We start from the raw sequence: 24,894 nt of genomic DNA, 5'->3' as shown, positions 1-24,894 counted from the left end.
AAACGTAGGGTGGATTAGCGCAGCGTAATCCACCGTAATTGGGTATCAGTTAGTTGCGAACAGATCACTGAAGGCGCGGGCGCGGCGCGCTACTTCCTGGGCGCTCTCGGCGCTGAACAGCGCGTGGATCACCGCCAGCAGGCTGGCGCCATTGGCAATCAGCTGTGGTGCGGTTTCCAGGGTGACACCGCCGATTGCGACGATCGGCAGGCTCAAGCAGGCGCGGGCCTGCTGCAGCAGCTCGACGGTGGCAGCGGGCGCACCGGGTTTGGTGTTGGAATTAAAGAAACGGCCGAAGGCCACATAGCTGGCGCCTTCGCGGGCGGCCTGTTCGGCCAGAGCCAACTGGGCATGGCAGGTGGCGCCGATGATCGCCTGGCTGCCGAGCAGGGCGCGGCCGGCGGCGAGTGAGCCATCGCCTTGGCCGAGGTGGACGCCGACGCCTAGGCGCGCGGCCAGCTCGGCGTCGTCATTGATCAGCAGGTTGGCGCCGTAACGCTCACAGAGGCTGCGCAACGCCTCTGCTTCACGCAGACGGCGTGCCTGGTCGGTGGACTTGTCGCGGTATTGCAACAGGCGCGCGCCACCATCCAGCGCCGCTTCGACGTATGGCAGCAGCTTGCCATCGGCCAGCAGTTGGCTGTCGGTAATGGCGTACAGGCCGCGTAGCCTCACTGACTGCGGGCTCATGAAGAAAAATCCAACGGCAGGCGGCGCGGGACGAACTGGCCATGGCCCAGTTGCTCGGCATCGCGTAGGGTGCGCCAGGTGTAGGCCAGTGCCGATTGCACGGCGCTGGCCAGGTTTTCCCCCTGCGCCAAGCGACCGGCCAGGGTGCTGGCCAGGGTGCAGCCAGAGCCGTGATAGCTGCCGGGCAGGCGCTGGCAGGTGAAGGTTTGGCGGCTACCGTCCCGCGAGTACAGGCGGTTATGCACTTCCTGCTCGTCGCCATGACCGCCGGTGATCAGCAGGTGTTGGCAGTAGGGCAGGAGTTTTTCCGCACACTGATCCGCCGTGCCGTCTGGCAGTTCGGCGAGGATTTGCGCTTCCGGCAGGTTCGGCGTGGCGATAGTCGCCAGTGGCAGCAGACGCTCGCGCATGGCATAGCCGACTTCATCTTTACCCAGAGCGCCGCCACCACCGGCGCGCAGCACCGGATCGCAGACCAGCGGTACGCCGGGCAGTGCTTGCATGATTTCCAGTACGGTCTCGACCATCTCGATGGAGCCAAGCATGCCCAGCTTGACTGCAGCCACCGGCATGTCAGCAATCACTGCATTGGCTTGGGCGATCACCCAGGCGCGGTCGAGCACGCGAAAGTCGCGGACGTTGACCGTGTCTTGCACAGTCAGCGCGGTGACCACTGGCGCGGCGTGGCAACCCTGAGCGAGCAGGGCTTCGATATCGGCCTGCAGGCCGGCGCCACCACTGGGGTCATGGCCGGAGAGGCAGAGGACAACGGGACGGGAGCTATAGATATTCATGGTTCGCGAGCTTATCACTAATCACCTTTTTTGGGCCCGGATTGGCCGCTTCGTCGATGAGCCGATGCTGGCTGAGACGCCCTCCGTGCTGCGTTCGACACGGCAATGTTCGGTGCACAACTGCGCGTCTTGCCAGGCACAGTGCCAGTATCCGAGCCGGCGCCAGAGAAAGGGCGTAAGTGCCTGATGGCGAGCGGCTTTTTCCGCCGGGCGGCTGTGCTAGAGTGAGCCCAATTCGAATAACCAGGCTCTGCGCGGCGGCGTCATTCAGGGGAGGTGGGGCTCTCCGGCGTGGCCCGACAAAGCCTTTGCGGGGCAGCATGCGCTACGGCCTTTTTTTACTCCTTTATCTGTGCTCGGCGGTGGCTGGCGCAGTCGAGTTCGACGAGCATACCCGCAGCCTAGTGCTGGGCCAGGAAATGGACGTGTTCGAGGATGTGCGCGGCGACGCCAGCATCAACGAAATCACCTCGCCGGCCCTGCAGGCCAGTTTCCGGCGGCACGATAAGCCGGTACTCAACGCCGGTTATTCGCGCTCGGTGTTCTGGCTGCGCCTGGATTTGGCCTATCGCCCGCAGACCTTGGTCGGTCAGCAGCCGTGGCTGCTGGAGCTGGCCTACCCGCCGCTCGATCATCTGGATCTCTATCTGGCGGATGGCCAGGGGGGCTTCCAACGAGCCCAGCGGACTGGCGATGCGCTGCCGTTCGCCAGCCGGCAGATCAAACAGAACAACTACCTGTTCGAACTCAGCCTGCAGCCCAATCAGCCGCAGCGCGTCTACCTGCGTCTGGAAAGCCAGGGCTCGATCCAGGCGCCGTTGAAGCTCTGGTCGCCGACGGCCTATCTGGAAGAGCAGCCGAGGCGCATCTATGTGCTGGGCATCATCTACGGTGTGCTGCTGGTGATGCTGATCTACAACCTGTTCATCTACCTGAGCGTGCGCGACACCAGCTACCTCTATTACATCTTCTATATCGCCTCGTTTGGTCTTTACCAGGTCTCGGTAAACGGTGCCGGTATCGAGTATTTCTGGCCGGATAGCCCGTGGTGGGCGAATGTGTCCACGCCGTTCCTGATCGGTTCAGCGGCATTGTTCGGCTGTCAGTTCGCCCGTAGTTTTCTACATACCTCGGAGCACAGTCCGTGGGTCGATCGCAGTCTGCTCGGGATGATGGCGCTGGGGGCGCTGGTGATGCTGCTGGCGCTCACCGCCAGTTATGCGTTTTCCTTGCGTCTGGCGACCTATGTGGCACTGCTGTTTACCGTGGTGATTTTCACCGCCGGCTTTCTGGCTTGGCGGCGTGACATGCGGGTGGCGCGTTATTTCATCATCGCCTGGAGCGCCTTTCTGCTCGGCGGCATCGTCAACACCCTGATGGTGCTGGGCTATCTGCCGAACGCGTTCCTGACCATGTATGCCAGCCAGATTGGCTCTGCGATTGAGGTGGGCCTGCTGTCGCTGGCCCTGGCCGACCGCATCAACTCGATGAAGGAAGAGCGCACGCGGATTCTCTATGAGTCCGGGCGCAAGTTGGAGGCGCTGAACCAGGAGTTGGCTAACAGCAACCGCCTGAAGGATGAGTTTCTCGCCACCGTCACCCACGAACTGCGCACGCCGATGAACGGCGTGATCGGCTCGCTGGAGTTGATGCAGACGGTGCCGATGGATGTTGAGTTGGAGCAATACCAGAAGACCGCCACGACCTCGTCGCGCGACATGATGCGGATGGTCAACGACATCCTCGCCCTCACTGAACTGCAAGCGGGCAAGCTCTACCCCTGGCGTGAGCCGTTCAGCCTGCGTGGGCTGTTCGACGGCCTGCGCGCGCAGTTCGCCCCGCGCGCCGAGGACAAGGGCCTGCGTTTTACCCTGGAGTTGGACGACAGCCTGCCGGACACCCTGGAAGGCGACGCCGGCAAGCTGGCCCAGAGCCTGGGCTACCTGTTGGATAACGCGATCAAGTTCACCCCGCGTGGCGCCATCACCTTGCGCGTTAGCTGTACCGATGTGACCAAGGAGAGCCTGGCGCTGCGCGTTGAGGTGATCGACAGCGGTATCGGCTTCAGTACCCCGGTGGATGGCTCGATGTATCAGCGCTTCCATCAATTGGATGGCTCGATGACTCGCGAATACGGCGGTCTGGGCGTCGGCTTGGCGATCTGTCGGCAGTTGGTCGGGCTGCTCGGCGGCAGCTTGAGCCACCAGTCGCAGTTGGGCCAGGGCAGTTGCTTTCAGCTGCGGCTGCCGCTGTTCCTGGCGGCGCCCAACCCGCAGCAAGTGTTGCCCCGTCGGGCTATGGGGCAAGCAGTGCGTCAACCCGAGCAGTGCACGGTCTTGGTGGTCGAGGACAACGGCATCAATCAGTTGGTGATGCGCGGCATGTTGCTGAAACTCGGCTACCGGGTGCGCTGCGCGGACAATGGTGCCGAGGCCCTCGAACTGCTGCGTCGGGAATCCGTGGATGCGGTCCTGTTGGATTGCCAGATGCCGGTGATGGATGGTTTCGCCACCTGCCGCGCGCTGCGCGGGTTGCCGGGCTGCATGGAGCTGCCGGTATTGGCGATCACCGCGCATAGCCATAGTGGCGACCGCGAGCGTTGTCTGGCAGCCGGGATGAGCGACTACATGGCCAAACCAGTGAAGTTCGAGGCGCTGCAAACGTTGCTGCATGACTGGCTGCTCTGCCAGGCCGCGACCAACCCGCAGCATGCGTAGGTCAGTGAAACCCGGCGCTGCGGCGTGTGCGCAGCCGCAGAGGTTGGGCTGAATGCAGGCTGCTGCGCGGTCTTGCTGCCTGTTGGTTGAGCTTCGCGGACGCTGACCTTCATTTGCGGACTTTTCGCGGCTGTTTTGACCGATATCCCACTTTAGCCAAGCTCTGAATCGTGATTCACTGGATTCACAAATGAATCTGGATTCAGACCATGGCCTATCGCCCAACCGTTGCCCGCCAAGACCGAGACCTCGAGTTGCGCGAACGCATTCTCGACTGCGCCCTGCAGCGGGTGGCCGAGGGTGGGTTCGCCGCCTTGACCATGCAGGCGCTGGCCGAGGATGTCGGCATTGCGACGGGCAGTCTGTACCGGCACTTTCGTGGCAAGGGCGAGTTGGCGGCGGAAGTCTTCGCCCGCGCCAGCCAGCTTGAGGTCGACACCCTGGCTGCGGTGCTACGCGGCCCCGGCACGCCAGATCAGCGTTTGGCCGAGGGCTTACGGCAGTTCGCCGCGCGTGCCTGGCACAGTCGGCGCCTGGCCTTCGCCCTGATCGCCGAGCCGGTCGACCCTGAGGTGGACGAGCAGCGCCTGCTCTATCGCGAGGCCTACGCCAAGCTGTACGCCGATCTGTTGCGCGAAGGGGTTGCCGCTGGCGCCTTCCGCCTAACCGCCATTTCACTGGTGGCGGCCTGCCTGGTGGGCGCAACTGCCGAATCCCTGGTCGGCCCCCTGTCGCCGCCGGCCCGCGCGGCGCGGGCGGCCGGCCATGCGTTGCCCGACTTGGGCGAGGTCAGCCAAACCCTGGTCACCTTCTGCCTACGCGCCGTTGGCGCCCAATTGCCTGCCGAGGAACCCCAGCCATGAGCCTGCATCAGTTCGCTGAAACCCATGAAGTGTTCAACCAGGTGCCGTCGCTGGAGGGCGCCAATCTCTACCGTGTCGACCTGCCGCTGCAAGAGTGGACGCGGCGCTTCGGCGGCGGCTGGGCCGAAGCGCGGATCGACGCCTACGGCGCCTTGGCCGGCGGGCCGTTGATGGCCGCTGGCTTTCTCGCCAACGAGAACAAACCGGTGTTCAAGAGTCACGATCGCTACGGTCATCGCATCGATTTGGTGGAGTTTCACCCGGCTTACCACGAGCTGATGCGGACGGCCATCGAGCATGGTTTGCCGTCGCTGCCCTGGACCGATCCCCGTGCTGGCGCGCAAGTCGCCCGTGCGGCCATGAGCTACCTGCACAGCCAGGCCGAAGCCGGCAGTGGCTGCCCGCTGACCATGACCTACGCCAGCGTACCGGCGCTCAAACTGCAGCCGGATATCGCCGAAATCTGGCTGCCGAAGATCCTCTCGACCGAATATGACCCGCGCAATCTGCCGCTCAGCCAGAAAGCCGGGGCCACCATCGGCATGGCGATGACCGAGAAACAAGGCGGCACCGATGTTCGCGCCAACACCACGCATGCCCATCCGGTCGGCATTCCGGGGCCGGGCCAGGCCTATGAGTTGGTCGGGCATAAGTGGTTCTGTTCGGCGCCGATGTGCGATGCCTTCCTGACCCTGGCGCAGACCGACAAGGGCCTGAGCTGCTTCCTGTTGCCACGGCATCGGCCGGACGGCGCGCGCAACGAGTTCTATATCCAGCGCCTGAAGAACAAGCTGGGCAACTGGTCGAATGCCTCCAGCGAGGTCGAATATCGCGGCGCGCTTGCCTGGATGATCGGCGAAGAAGGTCGCGGTGTGCCGACCATCATCGAGATGGTGGCGTTGACCCGCTTCGACTGCATGGTCGGCTCCAGCGCCTTGATGCGCCAGGCGCTGACCCAGGCCGCGCACCACTGCGCCTATCGCAAGGTCGGCGGCCGGGTACTCAATGAGCAGCCGTTGATGCAGAACGTGTTGGCCGATCTGGCCCTGGAAAGCGAGGCCGCGCTGGCCCTGACGATGCGCATGGGCCGCGCACTGGACAACGGCCACGACGAGCAAGAAGACAAGTTCGCCCGTTTGGTCACCGCGGTCGGTAAATATTGGATCTGCAAGCGCGCGCCGGCAATGATCAACGAAGCGGCGGAGTGCATGGGTGGCGCCGGCTATGTCGAGGACAGCATCCTGCCAAGGCTGTACCGCGAGGCGCCGGTCAACTCCACCTGGGAGGGTTCGGGCAACGTTCAGTGCCTGGATGTGCTGCGCGCCCTGTCGAAAGAGCCCGGTGTGCTCGACGCCTTGTTTGTCGAGTTGGGCGACGGCCATGGCGATGCCCGGCTGAAGGCGCATATCGGCCAGTTGCAGGCGGCCTTCCGCGACACCAACGATATCCAATACCGCGCGCGCCAGTTGACCGAGGACGTGGCTGTCGCCTTGCAGGCCAAGCTGCTGCTGGAGGCCGGCAACGCGGTGGTCGCCGATGCCTTTATCGCCAGTCGCCTGGGCGCGGGCGGGCGGGTGTACGGCACCTTGCCGCGCGGAGTGGATGTCGAGGCGCTGGTGGCGCGGGCGACCCCGCATCTGCTGTAAGTCACTCGGCTGGGTAGCGCCAGGCGAAACCCAGCGCCGGGCAATGCTGGGTTTCACTTCGCTCTACCCAGCCTACAGATGTGGCGAATAACGAGATCTGCTCGATAAGCAGGCGTACGGTCATGTCTTTTCTCGACGATGCAGGCAAGATAGAAATCTGCGTGATCAGACAGGAATGCCCACCGTGACCAGTTACACCGAAGCCTTTGTCGTCGCCCAAACCGCCGAAGAGGCGGTAGACCGGCTCGCCGCCCTGCATGAGCGGGCCACCAGCGGGCTGAGTCATGCCCTCAAAAACTACCTGAAAGAGCGCATCAAACCCGACGCGAGCCAGCACAGACTGTTCCGTTATCCGGAACTGCGCCTGACCTACCTGTGTCAAGGCGAGGTGCCGACCACCGTGCGCGCCTATGCCAAGGTGCAGGTGCCGGGCACCTATAGCGTCACCGTGACTCATCCGAAAGCGTTTCGTAACTATCTGCTGGAGCAATTGCGCCCGCTGATGAGCGACTTCACCGTGCAGGTCGAGGTCGGCGTGAGCCAGCAGAACATTCCCTACCCCTATGTGGTGGAGCAGGGCGATGAACTGGCCGGCTCCGGGGTGACGGCGGCGGAGTTGGCGCGGGTGTTCCCCAGCACCGACCTGTCGGCGGCCTCGGATGGCGTCGCCGACGGCCTGTACGACTGGGAAAACATCGACCCGATGCCGCTGGCACTGTTCGATGCGGCGCGGGTGGACTTCTCCCTGCGCCGCCTGGTGCACTACACCGGCAGCGACTGGCGGCATGTGCAGCCGTGGATTTTGCTGACCAACTACCACCGCTATGTCGATCAGTTCATCCGCCACGGCTTGAACCTGCTGAATGAAGATCCACGCTTCGTGCGCATGGTGCTGCCCGGCAATGTGCTCATCGAGCGCGGCATGGATAGCGGCGAGACGCAGGCGATCATCGAAGGCGTGGTCTGGCACCGCTATCAGATGCCGGCCTACCACCTGATCGCCACCGACGGGCATGGCGTGACCCTGGTCAATATCGGTGTAGGCCCGTCCAACGCGAAGAACATCACCGACCATTTGGCCGTGCTGCGCCCGCACTGCTGGCTGATGATCGGCCACTGCGGCGGCCTGCGCCAATCGCAGACCATCGGCGACTATGTGTTGGCCCACGCCTATATGCGCCGCGATGGCATCCTCGATCGGGTGGTGCCGCCGAACATCCCGATTCCGGCCCTGGCCGAGGTGCAGATGGCCTTGCAGGAAGCCGCGGCGAACGTCACTGGGGAGCGTGGCGAGGCGCTTAAACGGCGCTTGCGCACCGGCACCGTGCTGACCTATGACGACCGTAACTGGGAGCTGCGCTGGGCCCAGGAGCGACCACTGATCAACCTGGCGCGGGCGGTGGCGGTGGATATGGAAAGCGGCACCATCGCCGCCCAGGGCTATCGCTTGCGGGTGCCCTACGGGACCTTGTTGTGCGTTTCGGACAAGCCGCTACACAGCGAAATCAAACTGCCCGGCGCGGCCGGGGCGTTCTATGAGCGTGCGGTAACCCAACATTTGCATATCGGCATCGCCGCCCTGGATCTGCTGCGTAACCAGCTCAACTCGCTGCACTCGCGCAAGCTGCGCAGCTTCGACGAGCCGCCGTTCCGATGACTCCGGTCAGTCGGCCAGCGCCGCCTGACGCCAGGCCAGCGGGCTACTGCCGTGCCAGTTGCGGAAGGCCCGGCTAAAGGCGCTCTGTTCGGAAAAGCCAAGCAGGGCGGCGATTTCCCCCAAAGGCAGGTGCGGGTCACGCAGATAGCCCTCGGCCAATTGTCGGCGGGTGTCGTCGAGCAGTTGCTGGAAGCTGCTGCCGTCTGCCTGCAAGTGGCGCTGCAAGCTGCGCGGCGAGCGGTGCAGGCGTCCAGCCAGTGCCGCCAGGCTGGTATGTCCTTCACGCAGCAAAGGAATCAAGGCCTGCTGACAGGTGCTTGTCAGGCTGTTGTCGGCCCGTTGACGGAGAAAGCCTTCGGCCTGGGCATCGAGCAGGGCGAGCAAGGCTGGATCGGCCTGGCGCAAGGACAGTTGCAAGTATTCCAGCGGCAACGCCAGCCGCGTGTGCGAACAGTCGAAGCGCACCGGACAGCCGAAGAATTCCGTGTATGGCGTGACGTCCTGAGGAGCCGGGTTGACGAAGCGCACTTCGGTTGGTGCGAGTGGTTGCCCGCAGAGCTGGCGTGCCAGATGAACCAGCGCGGCGACGCCAGTCTCATCCACCCGCTGTCCTGGGCGGCTGTGCTCGGTACCCCATTCCAGCAGCAATTGCGCACCGCTCACGCTCAGGGTGGCCGGATTCAGGTCGTAGACCAGGCCATGGAAGCGCTCCAGGCGTTGCAGGGCGTCACCCAGGGTGGCGCAGGCCAGCGCGGCATACCCGACCACACCGAAATGACGCGGACCTATGCCTTCTCCGATGCGCAGGCCGATGGCCGCTTCGCCGAGGTGTTCGTCGGCCCGTCGCAGCAAGTCCTGCCAGAGCGGCAAGGGCAGCAATCCATCGTTGCTGCGGGGCAAGGGCCCGAGCAGCGCTTCGCCATCGATGCCACGGCGGGCGAGGAACTCATAGAGCAGTTGGGCATAGCTGGCGGCGATACGCTGTTTGGTCATGGGGCAGGTCTTGGCGTGATTGGTCAAAAAGATAGCGGATCAGGTCAAGTGACGTAGCCCATCTTTCGACATGCTGGGGCCGTTCCTGCCGACCCCGGAGTTCACTATGTCTGAGCTGTATTCTCTGCTGGCGACGTTGGTCGAGCAGATCGACTTGCGTCGCGACCTGTTGCTGATCCTGACCCCATTGTTCATCGCCACCCTCGGCGGCGAATGGCTGGCGCTGCGCCGGCGCGGGGTGTTCAAGATGCGTGATTCGCTGGCCAGCCTCGGCCTGGGTGCGATCTACCTGGTGGGCGATGCGCTGCTGGTGGCTTTCATGGTTCTGCCTGTCTACCACCTGGTGTACGCGGCGCGCTTGCTCGATTTCGAGATGACCCCGTTGGCGTTCATCGCGCTGCTGTTGCTGCTGGAGCTCTGCTACTACGGGTTCCACCGCGCCAGTCACCGCATCCGCTGGTTCTGGGCAGCACATGTGGTGCACCACTCTTCGGAGCACATGAACCTGACTACCGCCATGCGCCAGAGCCTGTTCTACGGCGTCGCCGGTAATTGGCTGTTCTATCTGCCGCTGGTCTGGCTTGGCTTCGCCCCGGAGTGGGTGCTGTTCATGCTGTCTGTCAGTCTGGCCTATCAGTATTTCGTCCATACCCAGGGGGTTGGTCGGTTGCCGCGGCCCGTCGAATGGTTGTTCAACACACCGTCGCATCATCGCGCCCACCACGGCCGTAATCCGCAGTACATCGACCGCAACTATGGCGGCATCCTGATCATCTATGACCGCCTGTTCGGCACCTTCGTCGAGGAGCGCGAACCGGTGGACTACGGCATTGTGCGGCAGGTGCACAGTCACAACCCGCTGTGGCTGAATCTGCATGAGTGGGTCGATATGTTCCGCGACGTGGCCCGCCCCGGTCCGTTGGCGCTGCGTCTGAAACACCTGTGGGCTCCGCCGGAATGGCAGCGTCCGCAGCGGTCAGCGCTGGACGTAACGCCACGAAGGGGCTAGCGCCGCCCGAGTTAGCGTTCGGTCTACGGCTTGGCGGCGAGTGGCTCGACCTGCCAGCACTCGCCCGGCTGTGGTGTACGAAAACGTGCCGGCTCGACCTGGTGCTGGCGCAATGCCTTGGCTAAGTCGGCCGGCGGGTCGAACTGGCCCTCGTCGGTCAAGCGGAAGGTGCCGAAGTGGATGGCCATGCTGTTCTGCGCCTCCAACTGTCGGTGAGCCTGCACCGCATCATCCGGGTTCATGTGATGGTCGCGCATGAACCAGCGCGGCGCGTAGGCGCCAATCGGCAGCGCGGCGAAACGCAACGGGCCGAAGCGCTGACGAATCAGCTGGAATTCCGGGCCGAGACCGCTATCACCGGGAAACAACAGCGGCCCGTCCGCCGATTGCAGGACAAAGCCCAGCCACAGCGTCTGGTTCGTATCGGCGCGCGTACGCGCCGACCAGTGCTGCACCGGCACGGCATGCAGCGTCAGCTCGGGGTTCAGGGTTAGCGACTGCCACCAATCCACTTCGACTACATCAGTGAAGCCGGTTTTGCGTATCAGCTCGCCATTGCCCAGCCCGCTCACCACTTTGGCGCCGGGGAAACGCTTGGCCAACTGATGCAGGCTTTGCAGATCCAGGTGGTCGTAATGGTTGTGGCTGACCAGGATCAGGTCGATCGGCGGCAACTGATGCAGGCTCAGCCCTGGCGGGTGATGGCGCTTCGGCCCGATAAAGCTGAACGGGCTGACCCGCTTGGACCAGACCGGGTCGGTGAGGATGTTCAGCCCGTGCTGCTGGATCAGCAAGGTGGCATGGTTGATATAGGTGACGTGCAGCTCCGCACCATGCACCCGTTCCTGCACCTTGGGCGGCACTGCTGGTCCGGGTTGGTCGACCCACTTGGTCCGCGGGCTGTTGAGTTGCCACTTCATAACGCTGGCAAAGCTCTTATGCGGAGTGGGCTCGAGGTTGTGAAAGCGTGCACCGTCGAAATGGTCGGACGCTGGGCCGCGATAGGGGGTGCCGTTGCGGCCGAGCAGCGTCAGCAGGTTGAGCAACCAAGTCGGGCGCAAGGGACGGGGCATGGCGGCTTTGCTCTTGCCGTGAGGATGCCGCTCAACCTAGCATGGCCGCTCACTTTTGCCTGTGCCCCGACACCTTTTGTAACCATGGCCCGTCCAACGCGTCCCGCCCCTCGTCATCCTGCTGCGAAATCCCAGGGCAAGCCCGCCGCGCCACGCCGGGTGGCCAAAGCGCCGCCGGCTGAGCCGCAACTGATCCTGTTCAACAAGCCCTTCGATGTGCTGACCCAGTTCAGTGACGGCGAAGGCCGGGCAACGCTGAAGGATTTCATCCCGCTGCCCGGCATCTACCCGGCCGGGCGCCTGGACCGCGACAGCGAGGGCCTGTTGTTGCTGACCAATGACGGCCAGTTGCAGGCGCGTATCGCCGACCCCAAGCACAAGCTGGCCAAGACTTATTGGGTGCAGGTGGAGGGTGAGCCGACGGCGGAACAGCTCCAGCGCCTGCGTGACGGCGTCGAGCTGAACGATGGCCCGACCCTGCCGGCCGAAGCCCGACAATTGGCCGAGCCGCGACTATGGGCGCGTAACCCGCCGGTGCGCTTTCGCAAAAGCGTGCCGACCGCCTGGTTGGAACTGGTGATTCGCGAGGGGCGCAACCGCCAGGTGCGGCGCATGACAGCGGCAGTCGGTTTGCCGACCTTGCGGCTGGTGCGGGTTCGCATTGGCCCCTGGAGTCTGGATGACCTGGGCTTGGGCGAGTGGAAAGCGGTGCCGGCACAGCTGGATTGAGGCGGCTGAGGTAGGCTGGGTAGAGCGTAGCGAAACCCAGCTAATCGAATGCTGGGTTTCGTCCTGTGGACTCTACCCAGCCTACATGCCTTCCATACCGGCGATGACAAAGGTCTTGATCACAAAGCCGAGTACCCCGAGGCCCAGGGCGAGAAACAAAATCATGGTGCCGTAGCGGCCGGCTTTGGACTTCTTCGCCAGATCCCAGACGATAAACGCCATAAAGGCCACCAGACCGCCGACCAGGATGATCATCATCCACTCTTCAAACATTTCCGGTTCCATCGCGACCTCCAGCAATACGCATAGACAACGCCAGCTACGGGCTGACAAAACGGCGGGGCGGGCGCATCGGCTTCTCTGTTAGAGGTGCCGGGCTGTTGTTGTGTGAGCGGGAGCTCTTATGGCGGGGCCACGCGGGGGGTACAACAAAACGGCGGCAATTATACGCGATGCTGCCCCGCTGTCGCCGGGGCTTCGTCGGCCTGCTCCAGCGGGGCTTATGTTCCAGTGAGGCGTTGTTAGCTGCGCAAGTGCTGCAGCGGCAGTTGGGTGCTGGAGATCACCTGATTGAGCACAAAACTCGAACGCACGCTGGAGACCCCCTCGATGCGGGTCAGTTGGCCGAGCAGGAATTTCTGGTAGTGATCCATATCCGGCACCACCACCTTGAGCTGGTAGTCCGCATCCATCCCGGTCACCAGGCTGCATTCGAGCACTTCCGGGCATTGGTTGATCACCGACTCGAAATGCTCGAAACGCTCCGGAGTGTGCCGATCCATGCCGATCTGTACGTAGGCGGTGAGCGTCAGGCCGAGCTTCTTGCGATCCAGCAGCGCGACCTGGCGGAGTATGTAGCCGTCATCTTCCAGTTGCTTGACTCGCCGCGAACAGGGCGAGGGCGAGAGACCGATGCGTTCGGCCAGTTCCTGGTTGGAGATGCGCGCATCGCGTTGCAGTTCAGCCAAGATATTGAGGTCGTAACGATCAAGTTTGTTCATGGCGGCCACTCTTCTATTATAGATTGCGATACATAGTGCTTTGATAGTAAAAGATTGCGCAAGTAGGCCTGCATTGAGCAATTTTCGCAATCCTCTGCTGCGCCAATAGGCTTAAGCTTTACCTCAGTTAAATGACCCGGACAGAAGAGTCCACCCGGCCCGCCCAATCAGGCGCGTCGAAGCCGCCGATCCCACCGGGTCGCCACGGCCACCGGGTCCGCACTGCCCAACCAGGCGGGCGAGAAAAGCGGCGACACAATTGCCAGCAGCGGACGAATTCCCTAAGGGAGGTCATTTGACCTCCCTTTTTGTTGTCTGCGGGTAATGCGCGGGTCGTTGCGGTTGTGCAGCGTTATCGGTAGGCGCTGCAGGCCTGACGGGAAGGGCTGCGATAGCGTCAACCAGAGGCGCGATTCAGGCCTCGGCCTGCTGCGCTGGCACGTTCTGCGGGTCGGCGTGGACCAGCACCTCGGCGCGCGGGTATTCGGCGCGTATGGCCTGCTCGACCTGCTCGCAAAGGCCGTGGGCGACCGTCAAGGTCAGCGCGCCCGGCAACTCCAGATGCAGTTGCACAAACCAGTGGGCACCGGAGATTCGCGTACGCAGATCATGCGCGCCGAGCACGCCGGGCACGCTGCAGGCAAGTTCGAGCATGTGCGAACTGACATCGACCGGCAGTTCTTCATCCATCAGCACCGAGATTGCCTCGCGGGCGATCTGCACCGCGCTCCACAAGATATAGGCGGCGATGCCCAGGCCGAATGGCGCATCCAGTTGCGGCCAGCCAAAGTAGGCCAGAGCCAGTGCCAGCAGAATGCTGCTGTTGAGCAGCAAGTCCGAACGGTAATGCAGGGAGTCGGCGCGAATCGCGGTGGAACCGGTGACGCGGATCACCCGCTGTTGGAACAGCAGCAGGGCGACCGTCAGCCCCAGCGCGAGCAGCATCACGGCGATGCCCAGGCCGGGCGCGCCGAGGGGCTGCGGGTGCTGCAGGCGCTCAACCGCCTGAATCGCGACGAGCACGGCGCTGACCGCGATAAACAGCGCCTGCGCCATGCCCGACAAGGCCTCGGCCTTGCCGTGACCGTAGCGGTGATCATCGTCCGCCGGGCGCAGCGAATAATGCACGGCCAGCAGGTTGAGCAGGGAGGCGGCACCATCCAGCAAGGAGTCGGTCAGGCCGGCCAGCAGGCTGACCGAGCCGCTCAACCACCAGGCCACGCCTTTAGCCGCGATCAGAATGCACGCCACCGTTAATGAGGCAAAGGTTGCCTGGCGCAGCAGGCGAGCATGCACGGCGCTGCGGCTCATACCGTCTCCGGCAGGAAGTAGATGTAATCCAGTATCGGTGCCGGTTGGCCGAGCGCCGTCAGCGCCGCGCTAATCTGGCCGCGATGATGGGTGCCGTGGTTGACCAGGTGCAGGACGATATCCGCCAGCGGCTTCAGTTGTGGCTCGCCGCGCATATTTTGATAGGCCAGCGGCATGCCGAGACGCTGGTCATCCTGTTCGCTAAGCAGCAGGCGCCAGGCATGCACGCCGTCGGCGAGAAAACCGGCTAAGGCGTTACGTTCGCTGACGGCCTCCGCATCCAGACGGGTGAAGGGGGGCGGCTCGTGGCGCACGCGCGCCAACCAGATGCGATCGGCTACCGCCAGATGGTTGAGGGTGCCATGCAAGCTGCCAAAGAATAGCCCGCACGGCGCACGGTAGTTGTCCTCGTCGAGGGCTTCCAGGTTGGCCAATAAGCGGTTGTATGCCCAGCCGTGGTAAGCCAGTAAACGTTCCAGATGGCTGGCGAGCAAGCGCGGGCTGGGGAAAGTTACAGCGTTAGGCATTGGCTGCTCCTGCTGGGCGAAATCCTTATTTACCCAGCGCTAACCGGTGGTTTCTATGCTGTGGCACAGCACTCTCAGCTAGCGCGGGCGGTGTTGCTGCTGGGTTGCCTCAGGCTGCCGGGTGCAGACCGTAGGCGGCCAGTTGCTCGATACTGCCGGTGTGCTGGATCAAGCGCGGATCATCGAGCGGCAGGTCGCGGCCGGTTTCGCGCTCGATCAGCGCCTTGAGCTGGGCATTGTCGATCTTGCCGTCGGCGCCGATGGTCTCTTGCAACTGTTGAGGGTCGACCTGCGCGGTATGGCCGTCCGGCAGGTAGATGGCGCCCGTGGCGAAGTCGATGCCGAATGCGATCAGGCCGGGGATCACATAGAACAGCAGGCCGATGGCATTCAGGCCGGCAACCACCGGGTCGATCTTTCCTTCAATCTGCCCGCGGCGATCGGGAAAGAACAGCGTGCCGCACGCGCTCAGTTGAGTGAACAGGGTAACGGCCATAACGCCGCCGATGACACGAGACCGCATGCGCATAAGCACCTCCAGAAAGTAATGGCACAACTATATCAAGCCGGCTGTGGCAATGCCGCTCCGTTGCGAGCGCGCCGGACGTTGCTGAGACCACCGCGAGTGGTTGGCCGTTCGCCGCTATAATCGCCGGCTTTTACTGTGGACACCTCCGATGGCATGCCCATGACCCCGTTACCCATCGACGCAGTATTGCCGGCCTTGCGCGCGGCCCTGGCCGAGCGCCATGAGGCCGTGCTGGAAGCGCCACCCGGCGCCGGTAAAACCACCCGTGTGCCGCTGGTTTTGCTCGACGAGCCGTGGCTGGCCGGGCAATCGATTCTGATGCTCGAACCTCGGCGGCTGGCGGCGCGGGCAGCGGCTGAGCGGCTGGCCAGTGAACTGGGGGAGGCGGTCGGCGACACGGTCGGCTACCGCATCCGTCTGGAGAGCAAAATCGGCCCCAGAACCCGTATCGAGGTGGTCACCGAAGGCATCCTCGCTCGGCGCTTGCAGGACGACCCGGCGCTGGACGGAGTGGGCCTGGTGATCTTCGACGAATTCCATGAGCGCAGCCTGGATGCCGACTTGGCCTTGGCGCTGACCCTGAATGGGCGCGCGATCTTTCGCGAAAGCGCGGGGCTCGACCAGCCGCCGCTGAAAGTCCTGTTGATGTCCGCCACCCTGGAGGGGGAGCGGCTTTCGGCGTTACTGGATAACGCCCCGGTGGTGCGCAGCGAAGGGCGCATGTACCCGGTCGCGACACACTGGGGGCGGCCGTTTCTGCCGGGCGGCCCTTATGAAAAAGAAGGGCTTGAGCCGAGGGTCGTGCAGACGGTGTTGCAAGCGCTGGCCGATGAGCCTGGCAGCCTATTGGTGTTTCTCCCTGGCCAGGCCGAAATCCGCCGGGTCAACGAGCAGCTTGAAGACGCCTTGCGGGGGCGTAGCGAGATTCTGCTCTGCCCGTTGCACGGCGAGTTGGACTTGAGCGCCCAACGCGCGGCCATCGAGCCAGCGCCATCTGGCATCCGCAAAGTGGTGCTGGCGACCAATATCGCCGAGACCAGCCTGACCATCGACGGCGTGCGGGTGGTGGTGGATGCCGGCTTGGCGCTGGTGCCGCGTTTCGATCCAGGTAGCGGCATGACCCGCCTGGATACCCAGCGCATCTCCCGCGCCAGCGCCACGCAGCGGGCTGGCCGTGCCGGGCGTCTGCAACCGGGCGCGTGTTACCGGCTGTGGTCGCAAGCGCAGCACGAGCAATTGGCGGCGCATGGCAGCGCGGAAATTCTCCAGGCCGACCTGGCCGGACTGGCCCTGCAACTGGCGCGCTGGGGCGTGCAGCCTGGGGAGCTGGCCTGGCTGGATACGCCGCCGGCGGCGGCTTATGCCCAGGCCCAGGAGTTATTGGGTCGGCTCGGTGCTTTGAGCCTGAAAGCTGACGGTGGCTGGACGCTGACCGCGCACGGCCAGGCCATGGCCGCACTGCCGGCGCACCCGCGGATCGCCCATTTACTGTTGCGTGGGCAGGCGCTGGGCCTCGGCAGCCTGGCTTGCGATGTGGCCGCGCTGCTCGGTGAGCGGGATATCCAGCGCGGCGGCGGTGCTGACTTGCACAGCCGGCTGGCCTTGCTGGCCGGCGCAGAGCGCGTGGCGCGGGGCGCCCAGGGCGGCGTACAGCGAGCGCGGCAGTTGGCCCGGCAGTTTCGCGCTGCTCTTGTAACTTCAGGGCGGGGGCCGTCCAGCGAGGCGGTCGCCGATCCCGAGCATCCGCGTTGGCTCGGCGCCTTGCTGGCCTTCGCCTATCCGGATCGGGTGGCCCAGCAGCGGCGTGCCGGTGGCGGCGAATACCGTTTGGCCAATGGTCGCGCTGCGCAGTTCGCCGAGCCCGATGCGTTGATGAAGCAGCCCTGGCTGGTGGTGGCCGACCTTGGCAGCCGCCAGGGCCAGCGCGAAGAGCGGATTTACCTGGCGGCTGAACTCGACCCGGCGCTGTTCGACTCGGTATTGAGCGAGCAAGTGAGCGGTCGCGAAGAGCTGGAGTGGGACGAGCGCGAAGGCGTGCTGCGGGCCGAGCGACAGCGCCGGGTCGGTGAGTTGGTGCTGGCCCGTGAGCCGTTGAACAACCTCGATGAGGCCACGCGCAGCCGCGCCTTGCTCGGCCTGGTGCGGCGCAAAGGCTTGGAGTTGTTGCCGTGGACGCCGGAGTTGCGGCAGTGGCAGGCCCGTGTCGCGCTGCTGCGGCGGCTCGACCTGACGCAGCAGGACAACAGCGATTGGCCCGATGTGTCCGATGCGGCGCTGCTGGCGAGCTTGGAACAGTGGCTGCAGCCTTACCTGGGCAAGGTCTCCCGGCTCAGTCATTTCGGTAATCTCGATCTGCCGGCAATCCTCCAGAACCTGCTGCCCTGGCCGCTGCCGCAGCGCCTTGATGAGTGGGCACCATGCACAGTGCAGGTGCCGTCAGGCTCGCGCATCGGCCTGGATTACAGCGAGGAACCGCCGGTGTTGGCGGTGCGTTTGCAGGAGTTATTCGGCCTGGCCGAAACCCCGCGAATTGCCGGCGGCCGGCAGATCGTCAAGCTGCACCTGCTCTCGCCCGCCCGCAGGCCGGTGCAGGTGACCCAGGATCTGGCGAACTTCTGGCGCAGCACCTATGCCGAGGTGAAAAAGGATCTGAAAGGCCGCTACCCCAAGCACTACTGGCCAGATGACCCGTTGGTCGCCGAACCGACGGCGCGCGCCAAGCCGCGTCGCTAGGCGGGCGGGGTTACTGCAGACGCAAATCCTCCCCCGCCGCCTCCAGCTCTAGATAGGCCCGGTCCAGCGCATCGCGTAGCCGGGCGCTGGCGGGTGTGTGCTTGGAGACGATGAAGTGCACCGGCATCTGCTGCAGCGGCAAAAATGGCATTTCAGCCATACCTAGCTGCTGCCGGGCTTGTTCCACCGTCGTCTGATAGTCCAGTAGGAAGTCGCCGCGCCGCCGCTGCAGCATCTCCAGCGTCTAACGCGGCAGCGCTCCCACGTTGCAGAAAGTCTTAGCTGCCTGGCGGCAGTAGGAAGCGCGCGATCAGCGGTAGATGATCAGAAATCCGCTGGGTATCGGACTGGCGCACCGTAGCGGCGAGACGAACCAGTTGCGGGCTGTGGAACAGGTAGTCGAGGGTCCGGTCCGGGCCGTTGACACGCGGGTCGTTGGGGAAGTGGGTGTACCAGGCCGCCTGCTCGGCGCCGCTGGCTTCGGCAATGCTGGGGATCATCGGGTACTTGTCCCATAACACCTTGAGCTCGCTGTCGGCGGCGTACCAACTGCGTTGCTGTTCGGCTAGGTGCTGATATTGCCCGGGCGGCAGCAGGTTGAAGTCGCCGCCGATGACCCAGGGCGTGCCGGCGGCGCTTAACTGCTCGAGCAGGCCGGCGCTCATGGCGATTTGCCGCTGCATGGTGTCGTCGCCTTGGGCGAAGGCATCCAGGTGGGCGTTGATCACCGCCAGTTGACCACCATCGCGGACCGGCAGGTAGCTCACCAGTAGGGCGCGTTTAAGGTTGAATTGGCGAGTCAGCGGGTCGGCTGGAATCTGCGGCAGCTGCAGGCGCTCGGCCTGGGCGATCTGGTAACGGCTCAAGGTGGCGAGCTTCATGCCGACGCTGCCGCGAATCTTCGGGTGGGGGACGAAGGCGGCCTTCCAGTAGAAGGCCTGCGTGCTGCACGGGTAGAGGTCAGCCAGACGTTCCCGCAGAAGCCCCAGCTGATCTTGGTAATCCGTGGTCTTGGTGTTCTCGTGCAGTTCTTGCAGCAGCACGATGTCCGGTTGTTCGTCGCGCAGTACGCGGACCACTTCATCGAGGCTATAGGCCAGGTCCGCCGCGGTCGGCCGGGTATCCGGGCCGCTGCCGTCGGCCAAGTCGTACCAGAACACATAGCGCTTGCCGGCCAGGTATTGCACGTTCCAGGTCATCACCTTCAGCGCTTGGCCGGGCTGCAGCGTCCGTGCCTGGGCAGCGCAGGCCAGCGGCGCCGGCTCGCGCGCGGCTGGGTGCCAGGTCAGGGAGTAGACCAAGGTAAACAGGACGCCGCCAAGGGCGAGCAAACTAAGCAGGGTGAGGCGCAGGAACGGGGGCAGGGTCATGGGCTGGGCCAAATGGGCTTGGACTATGCTGGAAAGACGCGAGCTTACCCGAGCGGTCGCCTACGGCCCAGGCCTGAACGCCGCGCACCCCCGGATGAGGAAAGGCTCATGACAGACGTGGTGATTGCCCAGCGCGGTCCTTATGAGGTTGAAGTGGTTGCCGGACTGGATTATTTCTGGTGTCGTTGCGGGCGCAGTGCCACGCAGCCGTTCTGCGACGGGACGCATAAGGGTAGCGGCATCCACCCGCTGAAATACCATGCCGAACAGAGCGAGACCCTGTATTTCTGCGGCTGTAAGCACACCCAGTCGCCGCCCTGTTGCGACGGCACACATCAAACGTTGCCATAACAACCTTTCGCGCGGCAGTCAGCGCCTGTTCCAGGGGATGGTCATGTATCGCAAGGTATTCGCTAGCAAGGTGTTCGACCGCAAGGTGGTGCTGATCAGCGGCGGCTGCGCGGGAATTGGCCGAGCGCTGGCCGAGCGGCTAGCGCAGGCGGGTGCGCGTTTGGCGATTCTCGACCTGGACAAAACCGAACTGGAGAGCCTGGTGCGGCACCTGGCCGATCAGCATAACGCCGAGGCCCTTGGCCTGTGCTGCGACGTGGCGGATGCCGTCGCCGTGGAGCACGCCGTAGCCCAGGCGATTGAGCATTTCGGTGGTATCGATGTGCTGATCAACAACGCCGGCATCACCCACCGCAGCACCTTTGCCGAGACCGAACTGGCGGTGTTCCAGCGGGTGATGGCAGTCAACTACTTCGGCGCGCTGCATTGCACCAAGGCGGCCTTGTCCAGCCTGATCGACCGGAATGGGCAGATCATCGTCCTCAGCTCACTGTCCGGCTTCGCCCCGTTGCTCTATCGCAGTGCCTACAACGCCAGCAAGCATGCACTGCATGGGCTGTTCGAGACCTTACGCTATGAGATCAAAGGCTCGGGGGTGAATGTGATGCTGGTCTGCCCCGGCTTTACCGCCACCGACCTGCGCAAGAACGCCTTGGTCGGCGACGACTCGATCGCCCATCAGCCGCCGCTGGCGATGGGCAAGGTGGCTTCGACCCAGGATGTCGCCGAGGCGATCTACCAGGGCGCGCTGAAGCGCCGACGGTTGCTGGTGTTGTCGAATGTCGACTGGCGCGCCCGGCTGCTGGCGCGCTTCTTCCCACGGCTGTTCGAGCGGGTTCTGCTGCCGCGCTTGTCAGGGCTTAAACCCCAGCCCTTTCGGCGCGGCTGATGCGCTATGGCTTACTGCTGCTCACGTTGCTGGCCAGCCTGACGCTGGCGCAGGAGCGCGCACCGTTGCGGGTGATGACCGATGTCTGGCCACCGTTTCGCATGCTGGGCGCGGATGGACACCTGGTCGGCCTGGACATTGATCTGCTGGCTGAACTGGGCAAGCGCACCGGGCTGCGCTTCGAGGTGCAGCGCGTGCCGTGGGCGCGCGGCCTGGCGGAGTTGCAGCAGGGCAAGGCCGACCTGATGACCGGCTTGGCGAAAACCCCGGAGCGTGAGCGCTATATCGACTATCTGGCGCGGCCCTATTACGCCTGTGCGCCGCGCTTCTATGCGGCGCCAGCGTTCGCCGCCGCGCTGACCAATTACCCGCAGCTGCGTGCTCACCCAATCGGCTATGTCCTGGAGTCGGCCTATTTCGAGCCGTTTGACTCGGATCGGCAGCTGGAAAAGCGTGGTGTCAGTAGCGAGACGCAGCTGTTACAGATGCTGGTGCGCGGGCGCCTGCCGGTGGTGATCGGCACCGATTGTCAGGTCGACTACGAGTTGCGGGAGCCGGCCCTGGCGGCGCAGATCGCCAAGGCCCGCTATCAGCCCGCGGCCCGCACCGAATTGTTTCTCGGTTTCTCCCGGCAGCGGCCGTTGCGCGCGGAGCGGCAACAAATCGCCGAGGCCTTAGAGCAGATGCTGGCCGAGGGCTGGGTCGAGCACGCGGCCAAGCATTACCAGCCGCAACCCTAGTGGCCTGTACGGCTAGTTGGTTCACTCAAGTTCGGATGCCTGGAGTCCTGAGACCAGGCGCCGTGACGAGTCATAGCTGGGCTACTTTGATCCGCGGCAACGTAGTATCGGGGCTTCAGGCGCCGAAATTGACTAATTGAACTAGCCACACAGGCCACTAGTGGCTAAGCGCGGCAGTGGCCAAGCGCTGCCGGCTAGTGCGGTTCGGTATACAGCTCATAGATCGACGCACTATCCCAATACGCGGCTTCGATCTTGTGCCCGTCGAGGTCACGGACAAAGCAGCCGTAATAGGGTTCGCCGTAGTCCGGTCGAGGGCCGGGTTCGCCCTCCGGGGTTGCTCCGGCAGCTAGCGCGGCGGCGTAGAAGGCCTGCACGGCCGCATGGTCTGGGGCGAAGAAGCCGATATGAGAGCCATTGCCGATCGTCGCCGCTTGGCCATTGAGCGGCGTGTGTATCCAGAACTCCGGGTGCTCGCGGCCGTACGCCACAGCACCGGGATGAGCCATGAGGCGTTTACAGCCGAGGGTCGAGAGAACCTGATCGTAGAAGGCGACGGCGCGCTCGAACTGGTTGGTGCCGAGGGATACATGCGACAGGATGCTGGGGTTGGCGTCTGCCATAGGGGGATCCTCCTTGGAAAATCAGCCCCTACTAGCCTAGCCCGAATTCAAGCGTTTGCCGGCTCATGGCTGACCAGCATGAACAGGCGAAACAGCACCACGCTGGCGAATAGCTGGAGAAAGCCATTGGTGCAATCCAGCACGAACGACAGCAGCGCATCCGGCTGTTGGTCCTCCGTCGAGAAGGCCAGCCAGTCGAGCAGCCAGAGCGGCAGCATCACGCAGAGGATGCACAACAGAATCCGCAAGAAATGCCCAGTGGTCATTTGAAAGCTCGCGCGCAGGGCCGCCAGCGGGCTCAACCCGCGCAGGACCAGCAAGTATTCAGCGAAGGCCAGCTTGATCATCACCCACAGCCCCGGCAGCACGAAGAGCGAAACGCCGAGCATGATCAGCAGAGTGCTCAGGGCCGCCAGCACGGCGAAGCTCGGCCACAGCCGCAGTGCCATGGCCAGCAGATCTGCCGTGCGTGGTTGCAGACCGCGGCTACGGGCATCGAGGAAGAGGATCAGCGCCCCCGTGTAGAGCGGGTAGAACAGCAGCCCGACCACCAGACCATAGACGGGGGACGCTTCGCTCCCGCTCCAGGCGCCGACCGCCTGCTGGGCCAAGCCTTCGAGCGCGATCAGTGGCAGGCAGAGCAGGGCGATGGCCGCCAAGTTGCGGGTGAAGAAGTACCAGGAGTCGCGGAGGATCGGGAGCGGGTTCATCGTGGGTTATCGCTGCAAAAAACAGGGCACCACTGTAGCCGATGGGCGCAGCCGCTCCAAATGCGGGGAGAGGGCGAGCGGTGGCCGGTAGGGGTCAAGAGGGCTCAGCAAAGAGGCTCGTCAGCAACTCGGTGCAGTTCAGCACCGTCGCGTATTCGCCCTGCAGGTTGGCCATCGCCATGGCATGCACTTCCTCGGCACTGCGCGGCCGGCCGTCGAAATCAGACTTGGCGAAGGTGAAGCAGGCGTCGTTCAGCACCACGGTGTGAAAACCCAGATTGCCGGCACTGCGCGCCGTGGACTCCACCGAGTTCTCGCTGGAGACGCCGACTATGACCAGGTGCTCGATGCCGCGTACCCGCAGCCAGCGCTCCAAGGAGCTATGAGTAAAGGCATCCGGCACGTTTTTCTCGAACACCTGCTCATTGGCTTGGGGCTCGAAAGCTGGCTGGAACAGCACGCCCGCCTGGCCGGGGGCGAACACCGAAGTTGGCGAGCGCGAGATATGCCGGATATGCACCACTGGCCAGCCGTGGGCGCGCCAGTGGCTGAGCAGTGCGGCGACGCGGGTTTCGGCTTCGGGGTTATTACGCGGACCCAGCTGCGGCTCGCGCATGCCCTGTTGTAGATCAATAATTAATAAAGCCGGGGCATCGTGCCGGGACGCTGAGTCGGGAATCGGCGGCATATTGGCTGTCCTTTCCTTGGGGCTGGCATACTGAGCGCCGACTTTAGCTGTAAGTCGCAGTTGTCAGCCACAGCGCGACCCGCGCCAAAAGGATTGCCGGTGAAGAAAATCGCCGTATTCGCCGATGTACAGAACCTCTACTACACCGTGCGCCAGGCACATGGGTGCCACTTCAACTATGCCGCGTTATGGGCGGACATCGGCCAGCGTGGGCAGATAGTCGAGGCCTACGCCTACGCCATCGAGCGCGGCGACGCCAAACAGCAGCAGTTCCAGCGGATCCTGCGCAACCTTGGCTTCGAGGTGAAGCTCAAGCCGTTCATCCAGCGCAGCGATGGCTCGGCCAAGGGCGACTGGGATGTCGGCATCACCATCGACATCATGGACGCCGCGTCGCGCGTCGATGAAGTGGTGCTCGCCTCCGGCGATGGCGACTTCGCCATCCTCCTGGACAAGGTGCGCGCCACTCACGGCATCGAAGCCACGGTCTACGGCGTGCCGAGCCTGACCGCACAGGCGCTGATGCGCTCAGCCAGCCGGTATGTGCCAATCGAAGGCGCGTTGCTGCTGAAAAGCTAAGCCGGGCACCGTACTTATTCTTCACTCAAACGAGACAACCTGAAGTTGGAACGCATTGCAGTAATCGACTTTGAAACCACCGGTATTTCCCCTGGGCAGAACTGCCGCGCCACCGAGATCGCGGCGGTGATCCTGGAAGACGGACGGATCGTCGAGCGCTACCAGAGCCTGATGAACGCCGGGGTCTGGGTGCCGGCGTTCATCGAGAACCTCACCGGCATCAGCAACAGCATGCTGCACTCGGCGCCACCGGCCGCGCAGGTGATGCGAGAGGTGGCGGATTTTGTTGGCAGCACGCCGCTGGTGGCGCACAACGCCTCGTTCGACCAGAAATTCTGGGATGCCGAGCTGGCGCTGATCCAGCGCACCCGACCGCAGACTTTCGCCTGTTCCATGCTGCTGGCGCGGCGGTTACTGCCGCAGGCGCCGAATCACAAACTCGGCACGCTGAACAGCTGGGCCAAACTACCGGTCACCGGCAAGGCCCACCGGGCGTTGGCCGATGCGGAAATGGCGGCCAACCTGACCGTTTACCTGGCCGACCAGTTACGTCATACCCATGGCATCAGCCGGGTCTCCCACAGCCTGCTGTGCAAACTGCAAAAAGTACCCGCAGCGAAGATTGGCGAAGCCCTCAGAAACGCCCGCGCAGGCCTGTAGGAGCGAATTTAT

The 24,894-nt window shown here is 63.9% G+C and carries 26 protein-coding genes and 1 pseudogene; 12 read left to right on the top strand and 15 right to left on the bottom strand.

The annotated features are described in order from the left end of the window. Window positions 1–45: 45 nt before the first annotated feature. Both thiE and D3879_RS01880 read right to left on the bottom strand, forming a co-directional pair. Complete coding sequence (gene thiE, locus D3879_RS01885) at window positions 46–675, bottom strand: thiamine phosphate synthase (protein ID WP_119954858.1); 630 nt, start codon at window positions 673–675, stop codon at window positions 46–48. A gap of 11 nt (window positions 676–686) precedes the next feature. Then, on the bottom strand, window positions 687–1,484 hold the full coding sequence (locus tag D3879_RS01880) for a hydroxymethylpyrimidine/phosphomethylpyrimidine kinase (RefSeq protein WP_119952442.1): 798 nt from the start codon (window positions 1,482–1,484) through the stop codon (window positions 687–689). Between the two features lie 320 nt (window positions 1,485–1,804). Between D3879_RS01880 and D3879_RS01870 the strand changes: the two genes are divergently transcribed. The 3 genes from D3879_RS01870 (at window position 1,805) to D3879_RS01860 (ending at window position 6,710) form a co-directional block, all read left to right on the top strand. Continuing rightward, window positions 1,805–4,201 carry a hybrid sensor histidine kinase/response regulator gene (locus tag D3879_RS01870; protein WP_119952441.1) on the top strand — a complete coding sequence of 799 codons (2,397 nt, stop codon included), beginning with the start codon at window positions 1,805–1,807 and terminating at the stop codon, window positions 4,199–4,201. 209 nt (window positions 4,202–4,410) lie between these two features. Further along, a complete protein-coding gene (locus D3879_RS01865; RefSeq protein WP_119952440.1) occupies window positions 4,411–5,064 on the top strand; it encodes a TetR/AcrR family transcriptional regulator in 654 nt (217 codons plus the stop codon). Beyond that, window positions 5,061–6,710 (top strand): acyl-CoA dehydrogenase family protein, encoded by a 1,650-nt coding sequence (locus D3879_RS01860; protein ID WP_119952439.1) that lies wholly within the window; start codon window positions 5,061–5,063, stop codon window positions 6,708–6,710. Before D3879_RS01865 ends, D3879_RS01860 begins: the two co-directional genes overlap by 4 nt. A 1-nt stretch (window position 6,711) precedes the next feature. Here the strand turns inward: D3879_RS01860 and D3879_RS27420 are convergent, their stop codons facing one another. Then, window positions 6,712–6,834, bottom strand: coding sequence for a hypothetical protein (locus D3879_RS27420; protein WP_274381349.1), 123 nt, complete (start codon window positions 6,832–6,834; stop codon window positions 6,712–6,714). Between the two features lie 60 nt (window positions 6,835–6,894). Here D3879_RS27420 and amn point away from each other — a divergent pair, with 60 nt between their 5' ends. After that, a complete protein-coding gene (gene amn, locus D3879_RS01855; RefSeq protein ID WP_476644155.1) occupies window positions 6,895–8,367 on the top strand; it encodes an AMP nucleosidase in 1,473 nt (490 codons plus the stop codon). Between the two features lie 6 nt (window positions 8,368–8,373). On the opposite strand, the gene D3879_RS01850 is transcribed toward amn, so the two are convergent. Then, window positions 8,374–9,360, bottom strand: coding sequence for an AraC family transcriptional regulator (locus tag D3879_RS01850; RefSeq protein WP_119952437.1), 987 nt, complete (start codon window positions 9,358–9,360; stop codon window positions 8,374–8,376). 106 nt (window positions 9,361–9,466) lie between these two features. Here D3879_RS01850 and D3879_RS01845 point away from each other — a divergent pair, with 106 nt between their 5' ends. Beyond that, on the top strand, window positions 9,467–10,369 hold the full coding sequence (locus D3879_RS01845) for a sterol desaturase family protein (RefSeq protein WP_177412345.1): 903 nt from the start codon (window positions 9,467–9,469) through the stop codon (window positions 10,367–10,369). A 23-nt stretch (window positions 10,370–10,392) separates the two neighbouring features. Here D3879_RS01845 and D3879_RS01840 read toward each other — a convergent pair whose 3' ends face one another. Then, the gene (locus tag D3879_RS01840; protein ID WP_119952436.1) at window positions 10,393–11,442 is read right to left on the bottom strand and encodes an MBL fold metallo-hydrolase; all 1,050 of its coding nucleotides are present in this window, start codon (window positions 11,440–11,442) and stop codon (window positions 10,393–10,395) included. A 159-nt stretch (window positions 11,443–11,601) separates the two neighbouring features. Between D3879_RS01840 and D3879_RS01835 the strand changes: the two genes are divergently transcribed. Further along, complete coding sequence (locus D3879_RS01835; protein WP_177412411.1) at window positions 11,602–12,171, top strand: pseudouridine synthase; 570 nt, start codon at window positions 11,602–11,604, stop codon at window positions 12,169–12,171. Window positions 12,172–12,252: 81 nt separating this feature from the next. On the opposite strand, the gene D3879_RS01830 is transcribed toward D3879_RS01835, so the two are convergent. From D3879_RS01830 to D3879_RS01810, 5 genes are all read right to left on the bottom strand, one after another. Next, window positions 12,253–12,456, bottom strand: coding sequence for a DUF2788 domain-containing protein (locus D3879_RS01830; RefSeq protein ID WP_119952434.1), 204 nt, complete (start codon window positions 12,454–12,456; stop codon window positions 12,253–12,255). Between the two features lie 236 nt (window positions 12,457–12,692). Next, window positions 12,693–13,172, bottom strand: a complete 480-nt coding sequence (locus D3879_RS01825) for an Lrp/AsnC family transcriptional regulator (protein ID WP_420800897.1) — start codon at window positions 13,170–13,172, stop codon at window positions 12,693–12,695. A 414-nt stretch (window positions 13,173–13,586) separates the two neighbouring features. Continuing rightward, window positions 13,587–14,483 carry a cation diffusion facilitator family transporter gene (locus D3879_RS01820; protein WP_119952433.1) on the bottom strand — a complete coding sequence of 299 codons (897 nt, stop codon included), beginning with the start codon at window positions 14,481–14,483 and terminating at the stop codon, window positions 13,587–13,589. Beyond that, window positions 14,480–15,010, bottom strand: a complete 531-nt coding sequence (locus D3879_RS01815; protein WP_119952432.1) for a DinB family protein — start codon at window positions 15,008–15,010, stop codon at window positions 14,480–14,482. Before D3879_RS01815 ends, D3879_RS01820 begins: the two co-directional genes overlap by 4 nt. 109 nt (window positions 15,011–15,119) lie before the next feature. Continuing rightward, window positions 15,120–15,539: a polyribonucleotide nucleotidyltransferase gene (locus D3879_RS01810; RefSeq protein WP_119952431.1), complete on the bottom strand. Its 420-nt coding sequence runs from the start codon at window positions 15,537–15,539 to the stop codon at window positions 15,120–15,122. A gap of 159 nt (window positions 15,540–15,698) precedes the next feature. Between D3879_RS01810 and hrpB the strand changes: the two genes are divergently transcribed. Then, window positions 15,699–18,272, top strand: coding sequence for an ATP-dependent helicase HrpB (gene hrpB, locus D3879_RS01805; protein ID WP_119952430.1), 2,574 nt, complete (start codon window positions 15,699–15,701; stop codon window positions 18,270–18,272). 10 nt (window positions 18,273–18,282) lie between these two features. Here hrpB and D3879_RS01800 read toward each other — a convergent pair. Both D3879_RS01800 and D3879_RS01795 read right to left on the bottom strand, forming a co-directional pair. Continuing rightward, window positions 18,283–18,513: pseudogene (locus D3879_RS01800) on the bottom strand (bifunctional lytic transglycosylase/amino acid ABC transporter substrate-binding protein); the annotation flags it as partial. 37 nt (window positions 18,514–18,550) lie between these two features. Further along, window positions 18,551–19,642: an endonuclease/exonuclease/phosphatase family protein gene (locus tag D3879_RS01795; protein ID WP_119952428.1), complete on the bottom strand. Its 1,092-nt coding sequence runs from the start codon at window positions 19,640–19,642 to the stop codon at window positions 18,551–18,553. Window positions 19,643–19,750: 108 nt separating this feature from the next. Here D3879_RS01795 and D3879_RS01790 point away from each other — a divergent pair, with 108 nt between their 5' ends. The 3 genes from D3879_RS01790 to D3879_RS01780 are packed head-to-tail and all read left to right on the top strand — an operon-like array spanning window position 19,751 to window position 21,622. Next, window positions 19,751–19,993 (top strand): CDGSH iron-sulfur domain-containing protein, encoded by a 243-nt coding sequence (locus D3879_RS01790; RefSeq protein ID WP_119952427.1) that lies wholly within the window; start codon window positions 19,751–19,753, stop codon window positions 19,991–19,993. 43 nt (window positions 19,994–20,036) lie between these two features. Further along, the gene (locus D3879_RS01785; RefSeq protein ID WP_119952426.1) at window positions 20,037–20,882 is read left to right on the top strand and encodes an SDR family oxidoreductase; all 846 of its coding nucleotides are present in this window, start codon (window positions 20,037–20,039) and stop codon (window positions 20,880–20,882) included. Beyond that, window positions 20,882–21,622, top strand: coding sequence for a substrate-binding periplasmic protein (locus D3879_RS01780; RefSeq protein WP_119952425.1), 741 nt, complete (start codon window positions 20,882–20,884; stop codon window positions 21,620–21,622). Before D3879_RS01785 ends, D3879_RS01780 begins: the two co-directional genes overlap by 1 nt. Window positions 21,623–21,816: 194 nt before the next feature. Here D3879_RS01780 and D3879_RS01775 read toward each other — a convergent pair whose 3' ends face one another. The 3 genes from D3879_RS01775 to D3879_RS01765 form a co-directional block, all read right to left on the bottom strand. Further along, the gene (locus tag D3879_RS01775; RefSeq protein ID WP_119952424.1) at window positions 21,817–22,245 is read right to left on the bottom strand and encodes a VOC family protein; all 429 of its coding nucleotides are present in this window, start codon (window positions 22,243–22,245) and stop codon (window positions 21,817–21,819) included. A 47-nt stretch (window positions 22,246–22,292) separates the two neighbouring features. Continuing rightward, a complete protein-coding gene (locus D3879_RS01770; protein ID WP_119952423.1) occupies window positions 22,293–22,955 on the bottom strand; it encodes a YciC family protein in 663 nt (220 codons plus the stop codon). A 94-nt stretch (window positions 22,956–23,049) separates the two neighbouring features. Beyond that, window positions 23,050–23,634, bottom strand: a complete 585-nt coding sequence (locus D3879_RS01765; RefSeq protein ID WP_420800914.1) for a cysteine hydrolase family protein — start codon at window positions 23,632–23,634, stop codon at window positions 23,050–23,052. A gap of 108 nt (window positions 23,635–23,742) precedes the next feature. Between D3879_RS01765 and D3879_RS01760 the strand changes: the two genes are divergently transcribed. Together D3879_RS01760 and D3879_RS01755 are read left to right on the top strand one after the other, a co-directional pair. Then, window positions 23,743–24,222 (top strand): LabA-like NYN domain-containing protein, encoded by a 480-nt coding sequence (locus tag D3879_RS01760; protein WP_119952421.1) that lies wholly within the window; start codon window positions 23,743–23,745, stop codon window positions 24,220–24,222. Between the two features lie 45 nt (window positions 24,223–24,267). Then, a complete protein-coding gene (locus D3879_RS01755) occupies window positions 24,268–24,882 on the top strand; it encodes a 3'-5' exonuclease (protein ID WP_119952420.1) in 615 nt (204 codons plus the stop codon). Window positions 24,883–24,894: the final 12 nt, after the last annotated feature.

The organism is Pseudomonas cavernicola, assembly GCF_003596405.1.
Classification (GTDB): Bacteria; Pseudomonadota; Gammaproteobacteria; order Pseudomonadales; family Pseudomonadaceae; genus Aquipseudomonas; species Aquipseudomonas cavernicola.
This window is presented reverse-complemented; position numbering and strand designations above follow the sequence as displayed.